This is a genomic window from Anaerotaenia torta (assembly GCF_050433395.1).
GTDB lineage: Bacteria > Bacillota > Clostridia > Lachnospirales > Lachnospiraceae > Mobilitalea > Mobilitalea torta.
The window spans coordinates 177,892-202,184 of record NZ_JBNPXH010000010.1 but is presented as its reverse complement, the minus strand read 5'-3'; the positions used below and the strand labels follow the sequence as shown (position 1 = coordinate 202,184).

Below are 24,293 nucleotides of genomic sequence, written 5' to 3'. Positions count from 1 at the left end.
AAGTGCTGCCGCAACAGGGTGCTCTTGTCCACATCCTCTTCATCATTGTAATCCTTCCATAATTGTGCTATGATAATAGTAATATTATGGTGCTGCTTTCCGAGAATACGAGGGATCTGATTTTGTATATAAAACAAGCAAATGAACAAGATATAGATAATTTAATTAATATGTTTCCAGGAATAAAGCCTGTTTTATGCACCGGTAAAGACGGATATACTTTGATAGCAATGGATTATGACCGTCCGATTGCTTTCGCTTCCGTCTTTAGAAGGGAAATTCCTGCTCCTTTACATGGAAAAACCGAGGATTTTATTAATGTAATTGATGTAGTTGACCCCTCCTGCAGAAAGAAAGGAATAGGAAGTGCTTTCATAAATGAAGTTAAAAGGATTGCTTCCGAAGCCGGTTCAATGCAAATCAGAGCCTATTGTGACATTAATAATGAAGCTTCACATGCTTTGTGGGCAAAGAATAACTTTGGCATTTCACCGGTCAAGAATACAGATGGTACAATATTGGGCAGTTTTGTAACCTATAGGTTATAACTTTCCGTGAATGAATCATATTAACAAAGCATGATATAAAAGGAGAACGCAGATGAGCTACGAGGCTTTCTTTGAAAATTTGCCCAGGCTTGAGACGGAACGGCTAATTCTTCGCCAGATTACCGACAGCCCCTCCGACGGAAGGGACAGCCTGGAATTTATCAATGATTACAGTGTGTACCGTTTCTGGGGCGTGTACGATGAAGCCAGGGATACCGGCGGACGGAAACGGCCGAAGAAAAAGATCAAGCTGGACTACCATTATAATGCAACCATGAAGGAATACCGGGCCCGGAGGGAGCTGACCTGGCTTATGGAATTAAAGGACAGCCATAAGGTCATCGGTGAGATTGTATTCTATGATTTCCGGCTCCGCAGGCAGGCGGATATCGGTTACCGCATCAGCAAGGCCTATTGGGGAATGGGCTTTGCCCCGGAGGCCGGACAGGCAGTCATCAAAGCGGCCTTTGAACACATGGGGCTGACCCGCATCCAGCTTCGCTGCTTTGCCGACAATCAGGCCTCGCTGCGGGTCGCCCAGAAGATGGGCTTCACCCAGGAGGGCTTCATCCGCCAGGGCGCTATTATCAATGTAATGACAGATTATTATATCTTTGGGTTATTAAAGGAAGACTACGAGAAAAATCAAAAAATATAGAAGATCATAAGGAGGATACGCATGAAAGCACTATTTATCGGAGGTACCGGAACCATCAGCACGGCGATCACACAGCTGGCTCCCCTCTGCGGCTTTGAGCTCTATCTGTTAAACCGCGGTAATCGAAATGAACTGGTTCCGGAGGGAGTTAAAGTGATTGAGGCCGATATCTACAATGAGGCTGATGTGGAGGAAAAGCTCAAGGGCATGAGCTTTGATGTGGTTGCCCAATTCATCGCCTTCCATCCCGACGCCCTGAAACGGGATGTCCGCTTATTCGCAGGAAAGACAAAGCAGTATATCTTTATCAGCTCTGCTTCCGCATACCAGAAGCCCCTGTCCAGTCCGTTCATTACGGAAAGCACCCCTTTAGCCAATCCCTACTGGGAGTATTCCAGAAATAAAATAGCCTGCGAGGAATATCTCACGGAGGAATACCGCCGCCAGGGCTTCCCCATCACCATCGTCCGTCCCAGCCATACCTACGGCAATTATGATATTCCGGTGGCTTTGCATGGCAGAAACGGCAGCTACAGCATCATTGAACGCATCCGCCAGGGTAAAAAGGTCATTGTCCACGGTGACGGAAGCTCCCTATGGACCTTGACTCATAATACGGATTTTGCCAAGGCATTTGTAGGCCTTATGGGCAATGTCCATGCCATCGGCGAGACCGTGCATATTACCTCGGACGAGAGCCTCACCTGGAATCAGATCTATGGTATTATTGGTGATGCGCTGGGCCGTCAGCCGCAGCTGGTTCATATTCCTTCCGACACTCTGGCAAAAGCATACCCCGACTGTCTCGGCGGCCTGCTGGGCGACAAATCCAATACTGTAATCTTTGATAATTCCAAGCTGAAGCGGCTTGTACCTGGATATGCGGCCACAGTGCGTTTTGATCAAGGTGTGCGCCAGACGCTGGCCTTCCTGGAGCAGCATCCCCAGTACCAGCGGAAGGATCCTGAATTTGATGCCTGGATGGACCGGATGGTTGAATCATACGAAGCCTTGGAGCAGCAGCTCCCCTGCTTTTCGTAAATAGGATAATCCAGGGATAAGAAGGTAGAAATAATATGAAAACACTTTATATATCGGATCTCGACGGCACCCTTCTGCAGCCGGACATTACACTCTCCTCCCGCACCATACAAACGCTGAATGAGCTGATCTCCCAAGGGATGCTCTTTAGTGCGGCTACCGCAAGATCTATCGCATCCGTAAAGCCCCTGCTGAAAGATGTCCAGGTCACAGTGCCGGTCATCCTCATGAACGGCGTATGTATCTACGATCTCGCAACGGAGAAATATATTAAGACAGAGACTTTACCGGAAGCAGGGATATCCAGTCTGATGGAAGTAATCCGGGAATATCAGCTGAAGGGCTTTGCTTACACCATCCGGAACGGGGTCATGTCCACCTATTATGAGGATCTGAATACTCCGGCGCTGCAAAATTTCTATCAGGAGCGGGTGGATCTCTACCGCAAACGTTTTACACAGATTGACCGCTTTGACCAGTTATCCGGGGAACCGCTGATCTATTTCTCTCTGATCGACCGGCAGGAAAGGCTGGAGCCGGTTCACCGGCGCCTGAAGGATATTCCCGATTTAAACTGTGTCTTTTACAAGGATAATTACTCGCCTGATCTCTGGTATCTGGAAATCTACCACAAGGCAGCCTCCAAGTATCACGGCGTACAGTTTCTGCGCGATTATCTGAATTTGGATCGCGTTGTCTGCTTTGGAGATAATACCAATGATCTATCCCTCTTTGATGCCGCCGATTACAGAATCGCCGTAGGCAATGCCGTTCTGGCACTGCGGGAAAGGGCGGATCTGGTGATCGGGTCTAACCGGGAGGACAGTGTTGCCCGGTGGCTGAAGGAGAATTACAGATAATTCATAATCTCCTTTAACCGGCTTACCCGTATTCCATCGTATTCCTGATGCTCCTCTGGGTCAGTACTGATCCAGATGGGCATTATTTTTGCCTTCAGCGCACCTGCAACATCGTTGGGATAATAATCCCCGACATAAACCGCCTCTTCCGGCTCCACTTCCAGACGTTTGCAGGACAGGAGGAAAATTCTTTCATCCGGCTTTTCAAATGCTTCTTCTCCCGATACAATAATATCCCGGAAATAATCCGTTACCCCCGCCATGCGGATCTTCTCTCTCTGCACCGTGGAATATCCGTTTGTGATAATGCCCAGCTTATATCTTCCCCGCAGAGCCTCCAGCACCTCATGGGTTTCTTCGTAAGGAACGGTCAAACTGCCGAATATCTCATTGCGCTCCTTAATAAAGCCGTCCACCGAATGGGGCAGGTCCCATACCTGCTTCAGCTGAATAATAAAGTTGACCAATCCGCCATAGCCATCCTTATCCACCTCAACCATGTACCGGACCAGCTCCTCCTTCGTCATCTCAAAGGGATACTGCTCCCCATACCGTCCTATAAAATACTCACAAAAGTCACGAAAGGATTTCCTGCGGTCGATTAAGGTATTATCCACATCAAAGATAACTGCTTTTTTCTTATTCAATCTCTTTTCCTCCGTTCAATTCCATGATCGCCTGTGCCTTCTCTCCTATATCACAACAAAAGGCTGGTTTTACATCATCCAGCCATTGTCTGCCCTTTCCTATAGAAAATGAATATTCTTGCTTTCCGCTTCCTCTATTACATCCTGGGGCCAGATGGAGGACTGTACCTCACCGATATGCGCTTTGCGAAGATAAAACATACAGATCCTCGATTGTCCGATTCCTCCCCCGATGGTATAAGGAAGCTCCTTGTTAATCAGGGCCTTCTGGAAGGCCAGCTCGGCTCGCTCCATACAGCCGCTGGTCTTCAGCTGCTCCACCAGTGAATCCTCGTCCACCCGAATTCCCATGGAGGACAGCTCCAGACCAATGTCCAACAAAGGATAGTAGACAATAATATCCCCATTTAACTTCCAGTCATCATAATCGGGTGCCCTTCCGTCATGGCGTTCGCCGGAGTTTAGGGCTCCTCCGATTTGCATGATGAATACGGCTCCCTTCTCTCTCGCAATCAGATGCTCCCTTTCCTTTGGCGTCCGATCAGGATACCGGTCCTCCAGCTCCTGGGAAGATACAAAGGTAATGTCTTCCGGAAGAATCTCTCCAATATAATCATACTTTGAGGCCATATAGCTCTCCGTATTTTTTAAAGCCTTATATACCTTGCGGACCACCTCCTGCAAGGTCTCGATGGTACGCTCGCTCTTGTCGATAATCTTCTCCCAGTCCCACTGATCCACATAGAGGGAGTGAATATTATCCGTATCCTCATCCCGGCGGATGGCGCTCATATCCGTATACAGCCCTTCTCCCTGAGAGAAGCCGTAGCGCTTCAGTGCCTGCCTCTTCCATTTGGCCAGGGAATGCACAATTTCCACAACCGCGTCGTCCTGCTCCTTTATTCCAAAGATGACCGGTCTCTCCACTCCGTTCAGATTATCGTTCAATCCTGATTCCGGCTTTACAAAGAGCGGTGCCGATACTCTGGTAAGATTCAACTGCTTCGCCAGCTCTCTTTCAAAGAAGTCCTTACAATATTTAATACCAATCTCTGTCTCTTTAATGTCTATCTGCGGTTTATACCCTTCCGGCACTACAAGTCTCATTGTTCATCCTCCCGAATTTCTCATTAAAACCTATACATGGCTGTCAATATAAAGCTTGTATACTCTGTAGCATATTCTACATTTTTATTCATACTTTGTCAATGTTTGTGTATAAGAATGCGGCTGATCCCGTTACAGTTCACAGGGCAGTAAGTTAAGACCCGAGCGCTGTACCAAGTCCCTTTTACTTGCCTTACCTTCGCGTGTTCAGAACGCTCCGCTTCACAAGATACGCTCAGACGGTCAGCGCAAAAGGGACTTGGTACAGCGCTCGGGTCTTAACTTACTGCCCTGTGAACTGTAACGGGATCCCTAATGACATCGCTTACTCAGTCTGTCCCTTCTTCAATTCATAGATATCATTATATATCATCATCATGATACGGAACACCTCATCCCCCACTACTCCGATTTTGTGTGCGTATTCTACAATAAAGCAGGTGTACGCTACAAATTTTAAATGGGTAAGAAGGAGATCAAACCGCTCCGTATCATAATATTTCTTGACAATATTCCAGTTATAGTCACTGGCTTCTTTTATTATGCTTTCCGGCTGCCGGTTTAGAGCCTCCACCAGCTCCTCAAATTTTGATTCCATGAACAGGCCCTTCCACTCCAGGTCCAATTCTCCCAGTTTATCTGTCATAGTTACCTCCTTTCTCTGCTTTGGTATGAGTATCTATTCCCACGCATTTTTAGCATTATATCACATATCCCCCCAAGAAAACAATCATGCAAATTACCGTCATTCGGAAACAGGAATGAAACGGGGTGTATATACAAGACGAAGCTTTGTGCCATTCACCTTGTACATACACCCATATTCACAATTCATGTTTTTGCAGGAAAACAGTACCCCTTCCCTGCTTATTTTGCCATCTTCGTGCTTCCGGTAATTTTGCTGGTATTGTCCATCTTGAAGGTGGATTTTGCTTCCTCGGTCATAAAATATATGTCTCCGTCAATGGTCGCATCCACCAGCTCAAAATTCTCCACGTTGATATAGAGATCTCCCTTGAAGGTTCCTCTCTGTATGCTTGCCATGGGGCTGGTTACCACCAGCTTCGGCGCCGTCAGAGTATATCTGGCGGTAATATTGCGATTATCATCCTGGTCATACAGGGCAAGCTTACGCTGAATCTCTTCTTTTCCGGCATCGTCCTTCTTGCCGTTTTTGAATTCGCCCTCCATAAGCAGCTCCTTGTCAATGCTCAGATCCTTGGTCAGGCAGATGATCCAGGTTCCGTCCTTACCGATTGCCTTTAGAAATGCTTCCTCCGTATCCACAATAGAAGCGCTGCTCACCGCATCCGGTGTCACATCGGCAGATTTCGTGGGCTCGGCTGTGGCACTGGGCTCCGTCGTTGCGGGGGCGGCTGTGGCGGTTACACCTGCCGTTGGATTGGGTGTACCTGTTGTATTGGTACCAGGTCCTGCTTTCTTCCCGCATCCCGTCATGGCTGCTAAAACAGTCACCAGTAAAATCACGGATAGTAATGTTGCTCTCGCTTTCATAAAGTTCCCTCCTTAATTTGGTGATGATTTTGTAATTTCTATGACCAAGATTATTACCAAATTAAGAGAAAACATTCATTCCTTTCCTATTTTATATTTTACCGTCTGTTACAGCCATAATGCCTCACTAAGAACACTTTGCCCCCGCATATCCTCAACGCAGACCATCTTTACCAGCAGCCATGCTCGCTGCTCCTCGGTTAATTGTTGGAGTTTGGCGGCATCCTTCGACTTTGATAAACGCTGTGATATTTTATCAATGGCATCTATTTTATTTTCAGCCGCGGCAATGGCATCCTGCCAGGCTATGCGCTTTTGAATGAGGGCCGCTCTCAGGTGCTCCGTATCCGTCTCCTCTGTTAAGACGGCTTTTATCTCGGATAAGGAAAACCCCAATGACTGGAGCTCGATAAGGGCATTCAGGATTTGCACCTGATCAGCGGAATAATAGCGATACCCCGTTGCCGGATCAGTCTTGGCAGGAACAATAATACCCTTTTTTTCATATAAGCGTATCGCCTTTACGGACACATTAAAAAATGCCGCTATTTCTCCAATTTTCATGAATACTTCCTGATCTTCCATCCTCTTATTCCTCCAGTGATATCTCCATGGTCTCGTTGATACGTTTTACTCCGGCAAGAGCGGCTTTCATGTTAATGAGACTGTTCATAAGCATCATCCCTCCTACCAGCAGTCCCCCCCTGTACTGAAAGGCTGCCGTAAGATCGCTAAAGTTCATCCTCCCGTCAGCAATCCAGATACTGCCCAACAGCAGGATGACCAGATAGCCGCCTAGTCCCATTAACGGCTGTATTCCGCTTCCCAGAGCATTCCGCCGCCGCATTCTCATATTGGCTCTTCTCAGCCTCAGGCTGCTTTCTTCAAAGTGCCCCGTTAAAAATCCCCGGGCATCGTATAATATTGCGGTGTCGGCACAGGTAATCAGCGCCGCCATATCCGTGGTATTATCTGCTGCCGCCTGCTGTGCCTCCAGGGATAATTTCGTCATTGGCTTTGCAATCAGATACCGGCTGATGAGCATGTGGGGAATCAGGAACAGCAGGACAAGCCCATAGATCGAAGGATTCATTACCACAAGTATCGCGGAGGACACAATAATATTTACCAAAGCTACCGCCGCATGAGGCAGATGGATGGACTGATTCAGCACCGCTGCCGCCGCCTGGACATCAGAGTTCAGGCGGGTAATCCAGTCGCCGGAGCTTCCGGCCTCTATCTGCCGGAGGGATAAGCCGGCGATATGCTCAAACAGCTTTCTCCGGAGCACTCCCACCCACTTTATAACGTAGGCGGCATATAAGCTCCATACCGTTCCATTATACAGGAAAAGCAGCAAACTTCCAATACCGTACATGGCACAGGTGACATAAAGTTCATGCAAATGATTGCTGTTCATTGCCCGGAAGGCATAATGAAGAAAGCTGGCCTGCAGTGCCGTGTTCAGCGCATCGAAGGGACAGCGGCACAGGGTGAGCAGGATAAAACGGCGCACTCCGCCGATGGAACAAAAAAGCTTCTTTAAGTCACGCATGAAAGAGCCGGCCTCCCTCCAGACGGTAAATCTCATCCATATCCGCCAGAGCTTCCGGCCGGTGGCTGACACTGAGGACCGTCTTCCCTTTCGTCAGATTTGCAAGGGCCTCCAATACCGCGCTGCCCGTCTCCTGATCCAGGGCGCTTGTGGCTTCGTCCAGCAGGATGACCGGTGCGTCTCTGGCAATGGCGCGGGCAATGGCAATGCGCTGTGCCTGGCCCCCGGACACCTTGCCGCCCCGCTCTCCCACAAAGGTATCGGCTCCCTCCGGCAAGGTGCCGATCCACTCCGTAAGCTGCGCCGCGTCACAGGCCCTTTGAAACATCTCACCGGAGATGGGATGCCCGCAGGTAATATTCTCCCGGATGGATACCGGCAGCAGCATTGCATTTTGCATGACCATGGCCACGTTTCTGCGGATTTCCTCCTGCTTCGTCTCCCGGAACACCTCTATTCTTCCGAACCGTGATGGGTATAAACCGGAAACCAGCCTCAGCAGCGTGCTCTTACCGCCTCCGCTTACACCAATGATCCCTGCCTTTTTTCCTGTGGGAACGGTCAGGTTGATATCATGCAGAATCTCCTTGCTGCCATAGCTGAAACAGAGTCCTGTAATATAAATGCTCATGATTTACTTCCCCCCTCTTCTATTAATACGGATGACTCCAGCCTTTTCATTCCCGCCGCAAATCTTCGAAAGCCTGCAATGCGCCCCGGCATATTCATCATTACTCCCGATACATTGCCGGAAAGGTTGATAAAGACATAAAATGTCCCGATCTCTTCCGCTCCCCGGATCACCTGTCTTCCTCCGATGAGAAACAGCATAATCAGCGGCAGGCAGGATAGGAAGGCGGAGAGGGACATCAGCCCCGCCCTCCTGCGTTCCTCCCGCACCGTCCGGTCCTGCCATCGGTCCAGAGCCTCCCTGTACTGCTTTTTCATAAGAGAGGCGGCATCAAACAGCTTTAGAACCGGGAAAACAGTAATCAGCGTATCGGTAAATCCATTCATTTGAGTATTAGCCTGCTGGCTTTCTACGGCGGTCTTTCCGATTAACCGGCTGGAATATACCGTATACACAAGAAGGAAAAGGGTGGGCAGATTGACCAACAGGGTTAACCTGGGATTTTTCCAGAGCATCCATGAAAAAGTGCCGATGAACTTCACCAGATCATCGATTATGGTAAACAGGTTGGAACGCAAAAAGACGGATACATCATTCATTTCATTCTGCAGCTTTGACAGCTCCCTGCCCACATTGCGCTCCTCCAGCTCCTGGAGAGGAAGGGCGGTAAAATACGCGGCATAGCCCATACGAAGATCATGGCAGATTGTCTCAAGGCACCAGCTTGAGCACATGCCCAGAGTATATGCCATGCCTGAACTCACTATAATAATGACAACGGCAATCAAAATATGCTCCAAGGATATCCTGCGGGCAGAATTGACTGCATTGATCATTTCGCTAAGCTGTGCATTCCAGCAGAGGGATATGCCAATGGAAGCCGCACTGATTCCAATGGTTAATAAGCTTAGGTACCCTCTCTTGAAAATTAATTTCTTCAGTAATTTCATAATAAAATCCCCCCCTGTGATATAGTGTAAACTATGTCCCAGGGGGAGAGTCAAGAGTCTGTAATTCTATTATCGTAAATCTATTATTTTGGTGTATTACATCCCGTCCAGCATTTCCTTGACCAGCTGATTCACCTTGCCCGGATCCGCCTTGCCCTTCATCTCTTTCATGGCCTGCCCCACCAGGAAGCCCATCGCCTTTGTCTTGCCGCTCTTATAGTCGGCGATGGATTGGGGATTGTCTTCCATGATCCTCTGAACCGTGCCGCGCAGCAGTCCGTCATCGGATACCATTCCAAGGCCATGCTGCTTGACATATTCCCGAGGGTCTGCATTTTCCTTGAATATCTTCTCAAAGACCTCCTTGGCTACGGTCCGGTTGATTTCATTGCTGTCTACCATCTGTATCAATGCCGCCAGCTGTGCGGGAGTAAAGGTGATTTCCTCCGGATTCATCTCCTGCTCCTTCAGCAGACGCATGGCTTCCACCATCAGCCAGTTGGATACCTCCTTCGGTTTTTTGCAGATCGCCGTTGTCTCCTCGAAGAGATCCGCCAGCTGCTTGGAGCCCGTGAGAATGGAGGCATCGTAAGCCGGAATATCAAATTCCCTTTCATAGCGCCGCATCTTTTCATCTCTTAATTCCGGCTGCCGCTTCCGTATGCTGTCCAGCCATTCATCACTGATTTCAATGGGCGGCAGATCGGGTTCGGGGAAATACCGGTAATCCTGGGCGTCCTCCTTGGAGCGCATGGCGAAGCTGGTATCCTTGTTATCGTCCCAGCGCCTGGTCTCCTGAATTACCTTTCTTCCCTCCTCCAGCAGCTCAATCTGCCGTTTTCTCTCCCCTTCAATGGCCCTGGAAATAGCCTTGAAGGAGTTCATATTCTTCATCTCCGTCCTGGTTCCAAATTCCGGCGCGCCCACCTCACGGACGGAGAGGTTGATATCCGCCCGCAGGGAGCCTTCCTGCATTCTGCAATCGGATACCCCGAGGTATTGAAGAATCAGCCTTAATTTCTCCAGATAAGCCACAACCTCCTGGGCTGAGCGCATATCCGGCTCGCTTACGATCTCGATTAAAGGGACACCGCAGCGGTTATAGTCCACCAGAGTACAGTCCTCCCATGGATCATGCACCAGCTTTCCGGCATCCTCTTCCATATGGATTTCATGGATGCGGATCTCCTTCCTCCCGGCTTCCGTCTCAATCTCAATCCCTCCGTTCCTGCAGATGGGCAGGTATAATTGGGATACCTGATACGCCTTAGGAAGATCGGGGTAGAAATAATTCTTGCGGTCAAATTTACACCGCTGGGTAATACTGCAATTCAGGGCCAAACCGGCGGCCATGGCAAATTCCACCACTCTCTTATTCAGTACCGGGAGGGTTCCCGGCATACCGGTGCAGACCGGACAGCAATGGGTGTTCACTTCTCCGCCGAACTGGGTGGTGCACCCGCAGAAGATCTTGGATTTGGTGGCAAGCTCAACATGAACCTCCAGACCAATGACAGTTTCATATGCTTTCATATCATGTAGCGTTGGTCACAACCAGCGTTGATTACAGCGCTTGCCTCCTTTCCTTTTCTGTATCTGAATGTGCGCCGGAATTTACACCGGAGGCAGTGCCCGCTCTCTGGCTCCGGGCGGCCTCCTGCATCGGAGGTGCTTCATAATTCCTCGTTTGCTCAAAGCTATAGGCGGCACGAATGATATCCTTTTCCCCGAAATGCCTTCCTATTAGCTGAAGGCCGATGGGAAGCCCCCGGTGATCTCTTCCGCAGGGAAGGCTGACCGCCGGCAGCCCGGCCAGATTAACCGACACGGTATAAATATCGGAGAGATACATCTTAAGCGGGTCAGAAAGACTTTCTCCCAGGCGGGGAGCTGTCTGGGGGGCCGTAGGCCCCAGAAGGACATCGTAGCGCTCAAAGGCTTTCATAAAGCCCTGGTTGATGATCGCCCGAACCTTCAAGGCTTTGTTATAAAAAGCATCATAATAGCCGGAGCTGAGCACAAAGGCGCCGATCATCATTCTGCGTTTCACTTCCTCCCCAAAGCCTTCCGTTCTCGTATTCTTATACAGCTCCTGAAGTCCTTCAAACTCCGGTGTGCGGTAACCATATTTTACGCCGTCGAATCTGGACAGGTTTGAACTCGCTTCCGCACAGGCAATTACATAATAAGAAGGTACCGCATATTCCACGCTGTGGAGCTCAAATTCCTCCACGATTGCTCCCAGGCTCCTGTATGCCTCTGCTGCATCCAATATCGCAGCCCGCACCTCCTCTTCTATCCCTGCTGCCAGGTAATCCCTGGGAATACCGATTCTCATCCCCTTTACGTCATCCACCAGCGCCGTAGTATAATCATAGCATTGCTCCGGTGCCGAGGTCGAATCCCTGAGGTCATGACCGGAGATCGCCTCCAGTGCCGCCGTACAGTCGGACACATTTCTTCCGAAGGTTCCAATCTGATCCAGGGATGAGGCATAGGCGATCAGCCCATAACGGGACACCGTACCATAGGTGGGCTTCATTCCGGTTACACCGCAGTAGCCTGCGGGCTGTCTTATGGAACCGCCGGTATCGGAGCCCAGGGCGTAGAAAGCCTCTCCGGCCGCAACCGCGGCGGCAGATCCGCCGCTGGAACCGCCGGGGACACACCCCGTATCCCACGGGTTCCTGGTTTCCTTGAAAAAAGAAGTCTCCGTGGTACTGCCCATGGCAAACTCATCCATATTGGTCTTGCCGATGATAACCGCCCCCGCCGCCTTCAGCTTCTCTATTACACCGGCATCATAGGTGGGCTCAAAATTATAGAGCATCCTGGAAGCACAGGTGGTTTTTATTCCTCTGGTGCAGATATTATCCTTCACTGCCATGGGAACCCCGGCAAGAGGAGAGGCCATAAGCTCTCCCGCATCGATTCTTTGCTGTACCAGCGCCGCCTGGGCATAGGCTTCCTCCTCCAGAAGGGTAATATAGCACTGATATCTGCTCTCCCGCTGTTTTATTATGTCAAGCTGCGCCTTCACTGCTTCCGCAGCGGTGATCTCTTTTTCTCTGATCATCCGTCCAAGCTTCAGCGCAGATAATGATGTGATATCCTTCATATTTATGTCCATGCCCGATCCCGCACAAATCGCCATGAAAGTGCTGGCATGGACCCGGTCCCCCTTTCATCTATATATTCTATTTCTCTCAACCTTCAACCTCCTTATAAACTCGCCTGTATCATCGCTATGACGGCTATTCCACGGTCTTCGGCACGGCAAAACTGCCTGCAATCTGCCTGGGGGCATTCTTCAGCAGCTCCTCCCGGTTCTCCCCGTTGGTCACCTCATCCTCACGAAATACATTCTTGATGGGAAGAACATGGGACATGGGTTCCACTCCCTCCGTGTCAAGTTCATTCATGGTCTCCATATAATCCAGAATGCGGTTCAGATCCTGGGCGGCTCTTACCTTCTCTTCCTCTGTCACCTTCAGCTTTGCAAGGGCTGCCACATATTGAATTGTTTCCTCCGTTATTGTCATCGGTCATCCACCTCTCTTTGCTCTTAATTATCCGGCACATTGCTATCCAATCGATTACGGCTCCAGCCGGGATACATCTCTGGGAAACAGCGTCGTCTCCCTTACGTTCTGCTGATCCAGAAGCTTCATGGTCAGCCGCTCCAGACCAATGCCAAGACCCCCATGGGGCGGCATTCCGTGCTTATGAATCATCAGGAAATCGGAAAACTCCTCCGGATTCATACCCCTTGCCTTCATTTTGGCCGTCTGTTCCTCATAGTCATGAATCCTCTGCCCTCCCGTAGTAATCTCCATCCCTTTGAACAGAAGATCAAAGCTTAGGGTGAACTTGGGGTCCGACGGATCGTCCATTGCATAGAAGGGGCGTTTTTTGGAGGGATAGTGGGTTACAAATACGAAATCACTGTCATACTCTTCTTTAAAATATCTGCCGATTAATACTTCCTCCTCCGGTTCCAGATCATAGGGGTTCTTGATCTTCCGGCTGTATTTCCCGGCAACCAGAGCCTTGGCCTCGTCAAAGCGCACGGAAGGGATCTTCTCCACCCTCGGCAGAGTTACCTCCAGCAGCTTCCGCTCCCTGGCATACTTCTCTTTGAGGAAGAGAAAGACGAAGCGGAGCAGCTCGGTCTCCATAGCCATGATATCCTCAAAGCCGTCAATATATCCCATCTCGAAGTCCAGGCTGGTATATTCGTTCAGATGTCTCGTTGTATTATGCTTCTCCGCACGAAACACCGGCGCCGCTTCAAATACCCTGTCATAGACACCCACCATGGTCTGCTTATAGAACTGGGGGCTCTGGGCGAGGAACGCCTTTCTTCCGAAGTACTCCAGCTTAAACACATTGGCGCCTCCCTCCGCGTTGCCCGCCACAATTTTCGGGCTGCGGATCTCCGTGAAGCCCTGGGAGAACAGAAAATCACGATAGCCCCTGACAATTCCCTCCTGAAGCTTAAAGATTGCCCTCTCCCGAATATTACGCAGAGCGATGGGCCGGTAATTTAGCTTAGTCTCCAGGGAAGTCTTCATCTTCCACTTAGATATGGGGAGAGGAGACTGGGCATCCTCTTTCGGAGAGGTCAGGACGCGTATCCTTGTGAGCCTTATCTCAAAGCCCTGGGGTGCCCGGTCTTCTTCCTGAAGAAAACCGGCCGCTTCCACGGTCATGCCTTCTCTCAGCTCCTTCAGGCTGCACTGGGTAACACCTTCCTCATAGACACACTGCACCAGACCCTCTCTCTTGCGAAGCACTACAAATGCCACCTCGCCCATATGCCGGATCGTATGGATACATCCGTTGATTTTTACTTCTCCGGCCGTTTTTTGCAGACGTTCTTCCTTCTCTCTCAGTATCTCGCTGATTTCCCTGGTTTCCTTCGGGCATATGCCTGTAATAAAATCCATTCCAATTCCTCCTTTTCCTTACAATTCCTTGGCTTCGACTGCCTTGGAGCTGCATTCTTGGGCTGGAAGAGTATCAAAACTTTCCGGTGGAATCAAAAAAGCCCCGAAGAATGCCGATTTGCATTCTTCGGGACGAGAAGTCGAATTTCCCGCGGTACCACCCGCTTTGAGAGCACGAATCCGCTCTCCGCTTTTTACAGAACCATGTTCTGTTACACTTTAACGCGTGCCGCGCGCGAACCTACTGATCTTTCAATCCGCGGGCTCCGGAGTGTTCCGTATACAGCTTATCACCACAGGTGTGCTCTCAGTCGGTGGCTCACCATTCCTGTCTTTCGGTTATTGGGCAGCATAAAGTCTCCTTCTCAGCCGATATTTCTATTGAGTTATAAAAACAAATTATAAAAATACAAAGGTATTGTGAGAAACAACACCTTTGCTGTTGACTTATATTAGCACATAGTTTTTACAAAATCAAGAGTAATAATTAATAATTTATAAAAATATTACAATCCAACCTGCAAGGGCTTTAAACCAGTTATCCTTGGCGGAACCCTTTTCTTTATTCCTTTATCTCTTGAAACAAAATGCGGTAATAGTCCTCCTTCAGGATGCTCTTGGATACGGAGAACTTGTTTTTAACCTCACGAATTAAATTCTCAGTATAATCCTCCGGCAGAGGATCCTCCGTAAGCACCGTCACCTCACCCGTCTCGGAATTATACCTTGCCTTGTCCGTGATAAAGCTCCGGTTGGACAGCATCACCAGGGGTTCGGCATCCGAGAAGATATCCCGTCCCATGAGCAGTCTCGAATCATACTCCAACCCGAACAAATTGGACAGGGTAGGAAGAATATCCAGACTGGAGCAAGGCTCATCCACTACAACCGTTTCCTCCATTCCTTCACTCCACAGAATAAAATGATTTCGATATACCTCAAAATCCGGATCCACCACATGTCCGGCCAGCTCATCCAGCTTCTCCTTCTCCCATCCGTAAGGATAGTGATCCGCACTGAGTGCAATTACGGTTTTATCCGCCACTCCGGCTTCCTCCAGCTTTGCAATCAGCAGCTCAAGAGCCCGGTCCAGCTCCAGCTGGCAAGCCAGATAAGCCTTGGCATCATTGGAATACGGCAGATTTTCTACCAGTGCCTTGTTTTTGGCAGCCATGCTGTTACCGGCAAAGGTATAGTTCATATGTCCGCTAACCGTCAGATAATATACATGGAACTGCTCTTCGTCCACATACTCTTCCACCGTGGCATCTATCATTTCCACATCAGAACGGGGCCATCCGTTGCTGGGAAGCTTCAGCCCATTCCCTATGGCTTTCCAGAGATAACCCAGATTGGGATGCGTATCATCCCGCTGATAATAGGTATAGGTATGATTATGATATGCCTTACTCTCTGCTCCCAGCTTATTAAACTGGTGTGCCAGGGAAAAAGGCCACAGATTCTTTCTTCCCCGGTACATGCTCCGGCTTCCCAGGGGAATCAGGCCCGTCAGGGGAAGATATTCGCCGTCGCTGGTGCTGGTCTGCCATAATGCGGTATAGAAATTATTGAAGACAAAGCCTTCCCGCACCAACCGGTACAGGGTCGGGGTGGTCTCCTCATGAACCGCATAGGGGGAGAAGCCCTCGGCAGTAATCAGGATCAGATTATATCCCTTGAATCTGCCGGTATATTCATTCTTATTGGTAGGCTCTGCCGAAGCAAAATAACTGTGCAGCGTCTTAATTGTCTTATCCTTTTCCTTGTCCGCCAATGCCTGGAAATCAATGTCCATTACATTGGGCGAGGTATCAATGGGCGTCGGAGTGGGCAGCGGTGTCGGAGTCGGTGTTGCATTCGGTTTTGCAGGCGCAACCGGCTCTGCTTCCGAACCAGAATTCGGCTCTTCCTTCTGTCCCTGTCCAATCTCTATGGACACCGAACCGGAAACAGACTGGGAATCCGTTACCGGATCTATATCAAGGTCCGTCTTTCTTTCTGTATCCTTCATGGCATCTACCAGAATCAGTTCCTCTTCCTGCTTCCACAGCAGACTGGAGACATCAAACCTTGTCAGGGTTATCACGCCCAACTGTTCACCGGACATACTGGGAATATGGGAATTGAAATACAAATCATAGGGGGAATAATCCGCCTGTCCCAGACTAAGCAAGGCCAGTAATGCCGCGACGTGAAATACTGCAACACCTCCCAGCAGCATCCCCTGCTCCTTCAGCCCCCTCCGGCTCTCCTTCCTCTTGCCTTTCATGAGAAAGCCAAGAAGAATCAAGGGCAGTAATAAAAGAGCGAGCCCCACTATATTTTCCTTCATTGCTGTCAGAATGTCCCTTCCAAATTCCGTTACGGCATCCCCTGCCATGCCCAGCAATTGAAAAGTAAAAAACACCTTAAAGACATAGTGATAGATCAATTGCACCTGGAATATAATACAGATCAACGCGGAAACCACCCATATTGCCGCCACTCTCCCTCTGCCGGAGAATACCCCTGTGATTATGGTCAATATAGCGGCAAAGGGCAGGGCAAATAACACCGGGTATATAATTTTAACATCAAAGCTTCCAAAAACCAGAAAATGAAATACCACTTCCAGATATACGATCAGCCCGATAAAATAGAATAATGGAAACCACAGTCTCCCTATGTATGAACTGCCTCTTCCATCCGGATTCTCCCGGGTTTCCGCCGCTTTGTTGATGAACCTTCGGCCTGTCTTATGAAGTCCGTTCCATATGCGGCTGATCTTAGAAGCCGTACTTCCGCCTGCATCGATATCCCCTGCCGGTAATAACAACTCTGCCTGCTCCAGCTTCCCTGGCCCTTCTTCCTCTGTTTGTTCCGGTCTTCCCGCCTGTTCTTCGATCCCTGCTTGTTCCGGTCCTTCTGACTGCTCTTCCGCCACGGCTTGTTCCGGTCCTTCCGTCTGTTCTTCAACTCCAGTCTGTCCTTCTCCTTCTGGGTCTTCGTTCCTGGTCTGTTCTGCCTCCTCTTTCTGCTCGGTGATATCCTTCTCTTCCATGATGCCTCTTCATTCCTCCTAATTCTTTTGCTTCGGTAAATCCGATGGCTCTCTTCATCCATCCTTTATCTATTTGTCAGATCATTTTCTCTCAAAACTAATATTTCCCGCTCCATGGCTGCTTCTGACTGTGGCAATTGCTCCGTTTATCATAGCAAACTGGGGCGGTTTATGCCCGATATCCGCATCCAATATAACAGGCAGGCCCAATTCCCCCAGTACAGAAAGCACGGCTTCCCCATAGGAGGTATCCGTATGGGATTCATACATGCAGGGCCGCCCAAAGACGAAGCCGCAGGCATGCTCAAACCATCCGGCCTCCCGGAGCTGCCACAGTCCCCGTATCATGGCCTCGGTATTCAGTTCATAACTCTCCAGATACCATAGTATCCTATCTTCTCTGTAGCGGTGACAGAATTCCCTCACCTTATCATACCTGGTTCCCGCAAGACAGAGACAGACATCCAAACAGCCTCCCAGAGCGCGTCCGCGCATTGCCAGTTCCTCACCGCCCTGCCTGCTGCCCGGCTTCAGATTCACCCAGCGGGTCTCCTCAGTCAGAACAAATTCCTCCAGACCGGTAATCCTAGGATAATATCCTGTCTGATGACGGCAAGAGCTCTGCTGTACAATATTTTGGCCTTCCAGCAGAGCTATATGATCCCCCAGGGAAGGATGCCATTTCTCCATTCCGAAGGAACTGAAATTATATCCATAGACCGTAGCCATATCCAGACTCGTCGTTAGGGTAAGCACCAGTCCTGTGTTATCCGAAAAGCCCTGCACCCATTTAGGGTTCCTTCCTATGGCTTCAAGATCAAGATAGGGAAGCATTTCCACCAGGTAATCCCCTCCGCTGGCAGAAATGATCGCTCTCACCTCCGGATCAAGAAATAACTCCATGCATTCCCTGGCCCTGGCGGCTCCGTCGCCGCTCCTCCCCTTCTCACATTTTCGCACATTCTCCGTTGTAACCACCGAATATCCCAATTGATTAAAATGCTTGATCCCGCTCTCCAGCCGGATCAGATCCGGTTCGTCAGCAAAGCCCGCCGAGGGCGCCGTCACTCCTATTTTACAGCCCTTTTCCAGATTTTTTGGGTATAACATATCCTGACCTCCATCCTCATTCTCAGGAATTGATCCTGGGCATTTCTGTCATCCGAAGGGTGGTACACCCAAAGGGATAGAATATCTTCCTCTCCGCTTCCTTCACCGCTTCCGTAGAATCTGGCATCCCGCCGGGAATCCCGTGCTTCATGGACCAGGGAACCTCCGCCATTGCTGCTTCTATGGTACAGGGCGGATACTTTGCAGAGAAAGCCGAGGTTTTTATACCATGGTACCGGAATTCAAATTTCTCTCCGGCAAATCCGTAATTCCAGGAAGAAGCAGGGTAAACCTCATAATCGCAGTGAGGAAATACCCGCAGGCTCTCGTCCTTTCCATAGTCGATCATTTTCCAATTTTCTTCAATGGCAAGGGAATATACCAAGGGCTCCTTAACCAGCGCAGCAAGGCCGTTGCCTCTCTCCACCAGCCGAATGTCGGTATTCAGCTCCACGATTATCGTACTCTTTCCTTCCCAGATCCTCTTCATGGAATAGAACCGGCCTGTCTCCGCATCCTCTCCATTCACTCTGGCTGATTGAACAAATCCAGGAATTCGGATATCTAATTGAAATTCTACAGGCTCTTCCGCCTCAACGGTAAAGGTTAGAGCATCCGAAAACGGATATTCGGTATCCAGGGAAATCTTAACGGCCTTCCCCTTGATCACTGTCTCTGCCGCACAGGGGGCCAATACTGCCGCCGCAATTCCCTCCGCCGTTCTGTAAAAACAGGACAGGGCGAATTTAGGATACCCCTGATGCATATTGGCGGTACAGCATCCGTAATTGGGCTCCAGGCCAAACAAATGGGATTCCCCGCTATTTGTGGTAAAATGCACCTCTTCCTCGGGTATTCTCTGACAGCAGGGTTGATTTACCTGCTGGTCATACTGATGGGTCCACATATCCTCACTGAAGGTAGCCGGCAGAGCATTGAAGGCCGCCTTCTCCAAACGGTCCGCATATTCCACATCTCCCGAGACCCCAATCAGCTGCTCCAGGGAATACATCAGCTCCACTACCGCACAGAGCTCAGTGCCCTGGATGGGACTTCTTCCTGCAAGACATTCGTCTCCGGTAAATACCCCGGTAACCGTACCGTGATACCAGGAGAGCTTCTCCAGCATTTCCTTGGGAAATACCAGGTCATCCTCTTTCCTGCTCACCCGGTAAAACAAGCCTCCCGCCTTAACAGCCATGGCCTGGTTGACCACATGATTCATCTGGCTCCATGCGCCGCGCCTCTTGGGAGCTTCATAATCCCAGTTTTCATAAAGAGCCTGGTAATCAAAGCCCTGCACCCTGATCTTATAGGCCAGCATAAGGAGCCATTCCTCCCCCGCCTTATCATACAGCCAGTAAATAGAAATCAGGCATTCGTACCATCTGGCCGCCGCCCACCCGAACAGCGTGAAGGTATCAATATGCTCCTCCAGGTTTTTCAGAGCACGGAAAACAGCCGTTTGAATCTTATCCTGTTCCTCCCGGTTGTCAATGCAGTCATGATATAGCGTCAAAACCTTCAGGATTAAAAACAATGCCCACATATCGTAATGCGGCCTCTCTCCGTCCTCGCAGGGACAGATCCAGCCGTCTTCCTTCTGGCTGTCAAGAATGGCATGAATGTATTGCTTTGCCACCTTCTTCATTTCCTCATCTTCCAGAAGAAATGCCAGAGGAATATAACCGTCCAGCCAGTAAGGCACTCTCTCCCAGCCTTCCCTGTCTCCGCCGATCCATTTGCTCTCTTTTATGTCAGGCCAGAATTTATGCAGGTTCCCGCTTAAAGCATCCGCCTGTATCTCCAATTGCTTTTTCAACCATCCCTGAGGTTTTATTTCCTTTACTGTAAAGGGATTTAATTTAAGCTCTTTTAACATAATCATTCTCCATTCTATTAAAGTACACACTTTCTCTGTTTGTACGAAATACTTCCCTTCCTTATTTTAGCACAAAATCTGCAAATGTCATTCATCTTTTTTATTACTTTTCCCGATAATTCGCAAACTCACTTTTTGGATAAGCTACCCATCTAATTAATTATATCAGAAAAAAGTCTTCTCCTGCACAAAACAGTCGAAGACCTTGTAAACTCATTATTAGATTGGCTTATCCTGCATACTCTGCAGCTTCTCGCTGTGCTCCGTGACCACCTTCTTCAGCAGCGCTATGTCACTTCGCATTGCCTCATACTCCCTGCCGGCTCTCTCATGCTGTTCAGCGGAAGGCAGATAGTCCTCTGCCAGGAGCCTGATATCCCGACGTATGTCATTTTCAAGAATGATATTGATTTTTTTAAGCTCATTCTTTATATGATTGATGTCCTCTTTCATTGGCTCTAATTGAGCACATAATTTCTTATCCAGCATTGCGGATAAAGCCAGCAATAGTTCATTATCGCTCAAAAAAATCACATCCCTCACCTTTGTTAAAGCCATTATAGCACAGCTCCGGCTGAAAAGTCCATACCATGATGTCCGCCGTTTTATTTTGTGAGTTTATCAATGATGCTGCGGATTTCATCCAGCTTCTCGTCGACATTTCCCTCCTGGACCGCCTCCTTCAGACACATGTCAATGTGCCCGTGAAGCACCTCCCGGTTGACCTTGTTCAGAATTGCTTCCGTGGCAATCAGCTGATTCGAAATGTCAATACAGTACCGATTCTCTTCAATCATATTCAGAATGCCGTCAATCTGCCCTCTGGCTGTTTTCAGCAGGCGGACAACCTTCTCTCTATCTGCTCTCATAATATTCTCCATCCTGCCGCAACCCGCGAATGTGGGCGGCAGCACAAATTTGCCGTGTAAAAATTAAGCATTACGAGAAAAGTCCTTTTTTCTCTGAGATACCCACTACCTCATATCCCGCTTCCGTTACTGCATTGCGGAGTACTTCATCGCTAATTTCCTTCTCCAGGGTAACCACCGCCCTGTTCTTCTTCAGCTCCACCTTTGCCTGCGCTCCGTCAAGGGCATTGAGCGCATTCTCTACTCTGGCCTGGCAATGTCCGCAGGACATTCCGTTAATTTCAATAATCTTCTTCATAATCACTTACTCCTTTTTTATATTATATTTTATTGACTTGCTCCATACTGCCGCCTAATTTTTCGGTTTAAAAAATCTCAGTCTCAATGCATTGCTTACTACAAACACCGAACTAAAGCTCATGGCTGCCGCACCGAACATCGGATTCAGCTTCCATTCCAGAGCCAGGTAGAATACACCTGCTGCCAGCGGTATTCCCAATGTATTATAAAAGAAGGCCCAGAACAGATTCTCTTTAATATTCTTAAGTGTCGCCCGGCTCAATTGAATCGCCGTAACCACATCCTGCAGATTACTCTTCATCAGCACCACGTCCGCCGACTCGATGGCCACATCGGTGCCGGCTCCGATTGCAATTCCCACATCCGCTCTGGCCAGCGCCGGAGCATCATTAATACCATCCCCGATCATGGCTGTCTTCCGCCCCTTCTCCTGAATTCTGCGGATCTCGCTTTCCTTATCCTGGGGAAGCACCTCTGCCACCACCCGGTCAATGGACAGCTCCCTCTGGATCGCCATAGCTGTCTTCTTATTATCACCCGTCAGCATCACTACGTCAATACCCATATTCTGAAACGAACGGATTGCCTGGGGACTCGTGGGCTTAACCACATCCGCAACCGCTATCACGCCCATCAGTCTGGCACTGTCCGCAAAATACAACGACGTCTTGCCCGCCTCTGCAAAGGCCTCGGCTTTGCTGGAGTATTCCCCGAGATTGATTCCCTGCTCCTCCATTAACCTTTCATTACCGGCAATGTATTGCTGCCCGTCGGCAAGCCGTGCAAGAATCCCCCTGCCGGAGACCGCCTGGAACTCCTTCACATCCTCCTGACTCAAGCCCAGCTCCCCTGCCCTCTCCACGATAGCCTCCGACAGCGGGTGCTCCGAGGGCTTCTCTATGGAGGCGGCAATCCGCAGCAGCTGTGTCTCTGTGACTCCCGGCACCGTAATGATATCGGTCACCTTGGGCTTTCCTTCTGTAATGGTCCCTGTCTTATCCAGAACAATGGTTTTAACCTGGTGCAGCACCTCCAATGCCTCTGCCGACTTAAACAAAATCCCGTTCTGGGCGGCCTTTCCCGTTCCCACCATAATAGCTACCGGGGTAGCCAGGCCCAAAGCACAGGGGCAGGAGATTACCAGTACGGCTATTCCGATGGAAAGAGCAAATTCGAAATCATATCCCAGCAGCAGCCAGACAATGGAAGCCACCAGGGCTATCACTATAACCACAGGGACAAACACACTGCTGATCCGGTCCGCCAGCTTCGAGATGGGAGCCTTGGAAGAGCTTGCTTCCTCCACCAGCCGGATGATCTGCGCCAGAGTGGTATCATCGCCCACCTTATCGGCACGCATGGTAAAATATCCGGTTTTATTAATGGTGGCGGCAATTACCTTATCACCGGCCTGCTTTTCCACCGGAATGCTCTCGCCGGTCAGAGCGGCCTGATCCACTGAGGAGCTTCCCTCCACAATAACACCGTCCACGGGTATGCTCTGGCCGGGCCTCACTGCCAGAATGTCTCCGATTACCACGTCCTCCACCGGGATCTCCTGCTCGACGCCGTCCCGGATGACATTGGCGGTCTTCGGCGCCAGGTTCACCAGCTTCGCAATGGCCTCGGAGGTCTTGCCCTTGGATCTTGCCTCCAGGAATTTCCCCAGAGTAATAAGGGCTAATATGGTTCCCGCAGATTCAAAATACAGATCATGGGTGTAATGCTTCACCATCTCCAGATTGTTATGTCCCAACCCGTAGCCGATCCGGTAGATTGCAAACACACCGTAGAATACGGCGGCTGCAGATCCGATAGCAATGAGGGAATCCATATTCGGATTCCGGTGCAGCAGGGTCTTAAAGCCCACCTGGTAGTATTTACGGTTCACATATAGAATCGGCACCGTCAACAATAGCTGGGAGAAGGCAAAGGTGATAGCATTCTCCGTTCCCATGACGGCCATGGGAAGAGGGAAATGAAACATATGCCCCATCGCCAGATATAAAAGCGGTATCAGAAACGCGAAGGATACAATAATCCGCTTCTTCATTTCCTTCTGTTCCTGCTCCACGGTGTCCACCTTGGCAAGCTTATCCGCTGCTGCACGTTCCCGTACAAAATCGGAAGCGCCATATCCCGCCGTTTCCACGGCGCTTATAATAGTATCCTTATTCAGCAGAGCTTCATCATACTCTACACTCATGCTGTTCGAAAGAAGATTCACGTTCACGGACCGGACTCCCTCCAGCTTGCGCACGCTGCGCTCTACGGCAGCCGAACAGGCCGAGCAGGTCATACCCGTAACACTAAACTTCTGATCCATTCTAACACACTCCTTTGCAATTTATATTAACTACCCCACCCCCGGGGGGTATATACCTATATTAAATTGTTTTTTCTAATCTGTCAATACTTAAAATTTTATTCTACTAGCTTTGCCTGAATTTTTTTTGATATTCTCCAATCTAACATCTGTTATCTTTAAGACTTGGAAGTATCGTATTCTTTTATGAATTTTTCTATCCCTATGAGCTTTTTGATTATTAATGAGGACCGACTTCTCCTGGTATTGGAAGCAAGCGTTTTTGAGTTAAAAAGGTATGATATAAATAACCGGGACGAACAAAA

General features: G+C 49.4%; 21 protein-coding genes and 1 pseudogene. 4 read left to right on the top strand and 18 right to left on the bottom strand.

Translation table 11 applies throughout. The features are described from left to right. Positions 1 to 86: 86 nt before the first annotated feature. From HNQ56_RS16820 to HNQ56_RS16805, 4 genes are read left to right on the top strand one after another with little or no spacing between them, the layout of a single operon-like run. Entirely contained in the window at positions 87 to 548 is a 462-nt protein-coding gene (locus HNQ56_RS16820; RefSeq protein ID WP_429148656.1) for a GNAT family N-acetyltransferase, read from the top strand. Between the two features lie 52 nt (positions 549 to 600). Then, positions 601 to 1,206 (top strand): GNAT family N-acetyltransferase, encoded by a 606-nt coding sequence (locus tag HNQ56_RS16815; protein WP_429148654.1) that lies wholly within the window; start codon positions 601 to 603, stop codon positions 1,204 to 1,206. Between the two features lie 21 nt (positions 1,207 to 1,227). Continuing rightward, positions 1,228 to 2,247, top strand: a complete 1,020-nt coding sequence (locus HNQ56_RS16810) for an SDR family oxidoreductase (RefSeq protein ID WP_429148652.1) — start codon at positions 1,228 to 1,230, stop codon at positions 2,245 to 2,247. 35 nt (positions 2,248 to 2,282) lie between these two features. Then, positions 2,283 to 3,107, top strand: a complete 825-nt coding sequence (locus tag HNQ56_RS16805) for an HAD family hydrolase (protein ID WP_429148650.1) — start codon at positions 2,283 to 2,285, stop codon at positions 3,105 to 3,107. On the opposite strand, the gene HNQ56_RS16800 is transcribed toward HNQ56_RS16805, so the two are convergent. The 18 genes and pseudogenes from HNQ56_RS16800 to HNQ56_RS16715 form a co-directional block, all read right to left on the bottom strand. Then, positions 3,098 to 3,754 (bottom strand): HAD family hydrolase, encoded by a 657-nt coding sequence (locus HNQ56_RS16800; RefSeq protein WP_429148648.1) that lies wholly within the window; start codon positions 3,752 to 3,754, stop codon positions 3,098 to 3,100. The two genes, HNQ56_RS16805 and HNQ56_RS16800, sit on opposite strands and share 10 nt — an antisense overlap. Positions 3,755 to 3,853: 99 nt before the next feature. Beyond that, complete coding sequence (gene asnA, locus HNQ56_RS16795; protein ID WP_429148646.1) at positions 3,854 to 4,861, bottom strand: aspartate--ammonia ligase; 1,008 nt, start codon at positions 4,859 to 4,861, stop codon at positions 3,854 to 3,856. A 325-nt stretch (positions 4,862 to 5,186) separates the two neighbouring features. Next, positions 5,187 to 5,507: a hypothetical protein gene (locus HNQ56_RS16790; RefSeq protein ID WP_429148645.1), complete on the bottom strand. Its 321-nt coding sequence runs from the start codon at positions 5,505 to 5,507 to the stop codon at positions 5,187 to 5,189. 221 nt (positions 5,508 to 5,728) lie between these two features. After that, complete coding sequence (locus tag HNQ56_RS16785; RefSeq protein ID WP_429148643.1) at positions 5,729 to 6,376, bottom strand: hypothetical protein; 648 nt, start codon at positions 6,374 to 6,376, stop codon at positions 5,729 to 5,731. A gap of 108 nt (positions 6,377 to 6,484) precedes the next feature. After that, complete coding sequence (locus HNQ56_RS16780) at positions 6,485 to 6,961, bottom strand: MerR family transcriptional regulator (protein ID WP_429148641.1); 477 nt, start codon at positions 6,959 to 6,961, stop codon at positions 6,485 to 6,487. Positions 6,962 to 6,965: 4 nt separating this feature from the next. Continuing rightward, a complete protein-coding gene (locus HNQ56_RS16775; protein WP_429148639.1) occupies positions 6,966 to 7,931 on the bottom strand; it encodes an ABC transporter transmembrane domain-containing protein in 966 nt (321 codons plus the stop codon). After that, a complete protein-coding gene (locus tag HNQ56_RS16770; protein WP_429148637.1) occupies positions 7,924 to 8,562 on the bottom strand; it encodes an ATP-binding cassette domain-containing protein in 639 nt (212 codons plus the stop codon). Before HNQ56_RS16770 ends, HNQ56_RS16775 begins: the two co-directional genes overlap by 8 nt. Beyond that, entirely contained in the window at positions 8,559 to 9,512 is a 954-nt protein-coding gene (locus HNQ56_RS16765) for an ABC transporter transmembrane domain-containing protein (protein ID WP_429148635.1), read from the bottom strand. Before HNQ56_RS16765 ends, HNQ56_RS16770 begins: the two co-directional genes overlap by 4 nt. 96 nt (positions 9,513 to 9,608) lie before the next feature. Next, positions 9,609 to 11,045 (bottom strand): Asp-tRNA(Asn)/Glu-tRNA(Gln) amidotransferase subunit GatB, encoded by a 1,437-nt coding sequence (gene gatB, locus HNQ56_RS16760; RefSeq protein ID WP_429148633.1) that lies wholly within the window; start codon positions 11,043 to 11,045, stop codon positions 9,609 to 9,611. A gap of 31 nt (positions 11,046 to 11,076) precedes the next feature. Then, positions 11,077 to 12,642 carry an Asp-tRNA(Asn)/Glu-tRNA(Gln) amidotransferase subunit GatA gene (gene gatA / locus HNQ56_RS16755; RefSeq protein WP_429148723.1) on the bottom strand — a complete coding sequence of 522 codons (1,566 nt, stop codon included), beginning with the start codon at positions 12,640 to 12,642 and terminating at the stop codon, positions 11,077 to 11,079. Between the two features lie 124 nt (positions 12,643 to 12,766). Continuing rightward, the gene (gatC, locus tag HNQ56_RS16750; protein WP_429148631.1) at positions 12,767 to 13,054 is read right to left on the bottom strand and encodes an Asp-tRNA(Asn)/Glu-tRNA(Gln) amidotransferase subunit GatC; all 288 of its coding nucleotides are present in this window, start codon (positions 13,052 to 13,054) and stop codon (positions 12,767 to 12,769) included. Between the two features lie 54 nt (positions 13,055 to 13,108). Then, a complete protein-coding gene (aspS, locus tag HNQ56_RS16745) occupies positions 13,109 to 14,461 on the bottom strand; it encodes an aspartate--tRNA(Asn) ligase (protein ID WP_429148629.1) in 1,353 nt (450 codons plus the stop codon). 562 nt (positions 14,462 to 15,023) lie between these two features. Then, positions 15,024 to 17,501 (bottom strand): LTA synthase family protein, encoded by a 2,478-nt coding sequence (locus HNQ56_RS16740; RefSeq protein ID WP_429148627.1) that lies wholly within the window; start codon positions 17,499 to 17,501, stop codon positions 15,024 to 15,026. Positions 17,502 to 17,582: 81 nt separating this feature from the next. Continuing rightward, the gene (locus HNQ56_RS16735; protein ID WP_429148626.1) at positions 17,583 to 18,611 is read right to left on the bottom strand and encodes a S66 family peptidase; all 1,029 of its coding nucleotides are present in this window, start codon (positions 18,609 to 18,611) and stop codon (positions 17,583 to 17,585) included. A gap of 22 nt (positions 18,612 to 18,633) precedes the next feature. Then, positions 18,634 to 20,493, bottom strand: coding sequence for a beta-L-arabinofuranosidase domain-containing protein (locus HNQ56_RS16730; RefSeq protein ID WP_429148624.1), 1,860 nt, complete (start codon positions 20,491 to 20,493; stop codon positions 18,634 to 18,636). A 219-nt stretch (positions 20,494 to 20,712) separates the two neighbouring features. Continuing rightward, complete coding sequence (locus tag HNQ56_RS16725; RefSeq protein ID WP_429148622.1) at positions 20,713 to 21,051, bottom strand: hypothetical protein; 339 nt, start codon at positions 21,049 to 21,051, stop codon at positions 20,713 to 20,715. 47 nt (positions 21,052 to 21,098) lie between these two features. After that, the gene (locus HNQ56_RS16720) at positions 21,099 to 21,362 is read right to left on the bottom strand and encodes a metal-sensing transcriptional repressor (RefSeq protein WP_429148620.1); all 264 of its coding nucleotides are present in this window, start codon (positions 21,360 to 21,362) and stop codon (positions 21,099 to 21,101) included. Positions 21,363 to 21,432: 70 nt separating this feature from the next. After that, positions 21,433 to 23,988 (bottom strand): annotated as a pseudogene (locus tag HNQ56_RS16715) (heavy metal translocating P-type ATPase). Positions 23,989 to 24,293 lie beyond the last annotated feature (305 nt).

Coding starts and splice junctions, on each gene's coding strand:
- HNQ56_RS16820 (WP_429148656.1), top strand. CDS start 87: ATGGTGCTGCTTTCCGAGAATACGAGGGATCTGATTTTGTATATAAAA.
- HNQ56_RS16815 (WP_429148654.1), top strand. CDS start 601: ATGAGCTACGAGGCTTTCTTTGAAAATTTGCCCAGGCTTGAGACGGAA.
- HNQ56_RS16810 (WP_429148652.1), top strand. CDS start 1,228: ATGAAAGCACTATTTATCGGAGGTACCGGAACCATCAGCACGGCGATC.
- HNQ56_RS16805 (WP_429148650.1), top strand. CDS start 2,283: ATGAAAACACTTTATATATCGGATCTCGACGGCACCCTTCTGCAGCCG.
- asnA (WP_429148646.1), bottom strand. CDS start 4,861: ATGAGACTTGTAGTGCCGGAAGGGTATAAACCGCAGATAGACATTAAA.
- HNQ56_RS16790 (WP_429148645.1), bottom strand. CDS start 5,507: ATGACAGATAAACTGGGAGAATTGGACCTGGAGTGGAAGGGCCTGTTC.
- HNQ56_RS16785 (WP_429148643.1), bottom strand. CDS start 6,376: ATGAAAGCGAGAGCAACATTACTATCCGTGATTTTACTGGTGACTGTT.
- HNQ56_RS16780 (WP_429148641.1), bottom strand. CDS start 6,961: ATGGAAGATCAGGAAGTATTCATGAAAATTGGAGAAATAGCGGCATTT.
- HNQ56_RS16775 (WP_429148639.1), bottom strand. CDS start 7,931: ATGCGTGACTTAAAGAAGCTTTTTTGTTCCATCGGCGGAGTGCGCCGT.
- HNQ56_RS16770 (WP_429148637.1), bottom strand. CDS start 8,562: ATGAGCATTTATATTACAGGACTCTGTTTCAGCTATGGCAGCAAGGAG.
- HNQ56_RS16765 (WP_429148635.1), bottom strand. CDS start 9,512: ATGAAATTACTGAAGAAATTAATTTTCAAGAGAGGGTACCTAAGCTTA.
- gatB (WP_429148633.1), bottom strand. CDS start 11,045: ATGAAAGCATATGAAACTGTCATTGGTCTGGAGGTTCATGTTGAGCTT.
- gatA (WP_429148723.1), bottom strand. CDS start 12,642: ATGGACATAAATATGAAGGATATCACATCATTATCTGCGCTGAAGCTT.
- gatC (WP_429148631.1), bottom strand. CDS start 13,054: ATGACAATAACGGAGGAAACAATTCAATATGTGGCAGCCCTTGCAAAG.
- aspS (WP_429148629.1), bottom strand. CDS start 14,461: ATGGATTTTATTACAGGCATATGCCCGAAGGAAACCAGGGAAATCAGC.
- HNQ56_RS16740 (WP_429148627.1), bottom strand. CDS start 17,501: ATGGAAGAGAAGGATATCACCGAGCAGAAAGAGGAGGCAGAACAGACC.
- HNQ56_RS16735 (WP_429148626.1), bottom strand. CDS start 18,611: ATGTTATACCCAAAAAATCTGGAAAAGGGCTGTAAAATAGGAGTGACG.
- HNQ56_RS16730 (WP_429148624.1), bottom strand. CDS start 20,493: ATGTTAAAAGAGCTTAAATTAAATCCCTTTACAGTAAAGGAAATAAAA.
- HNQ56_RS16725 (WP_429148622.1), bottom strand. CDS start 21,051: ATGGCTTTAACAAAGGTGAGGGATGTGATTTTTTTGAGCGATAATGAA.
- HNQ56_RS16720 (WP_429148620.1), bottom strand. CDS start 21,362: ATGAGAGCAGATAGAGAGAAGGTTGTCCGCCTGCTGAAAACAGCCAGA.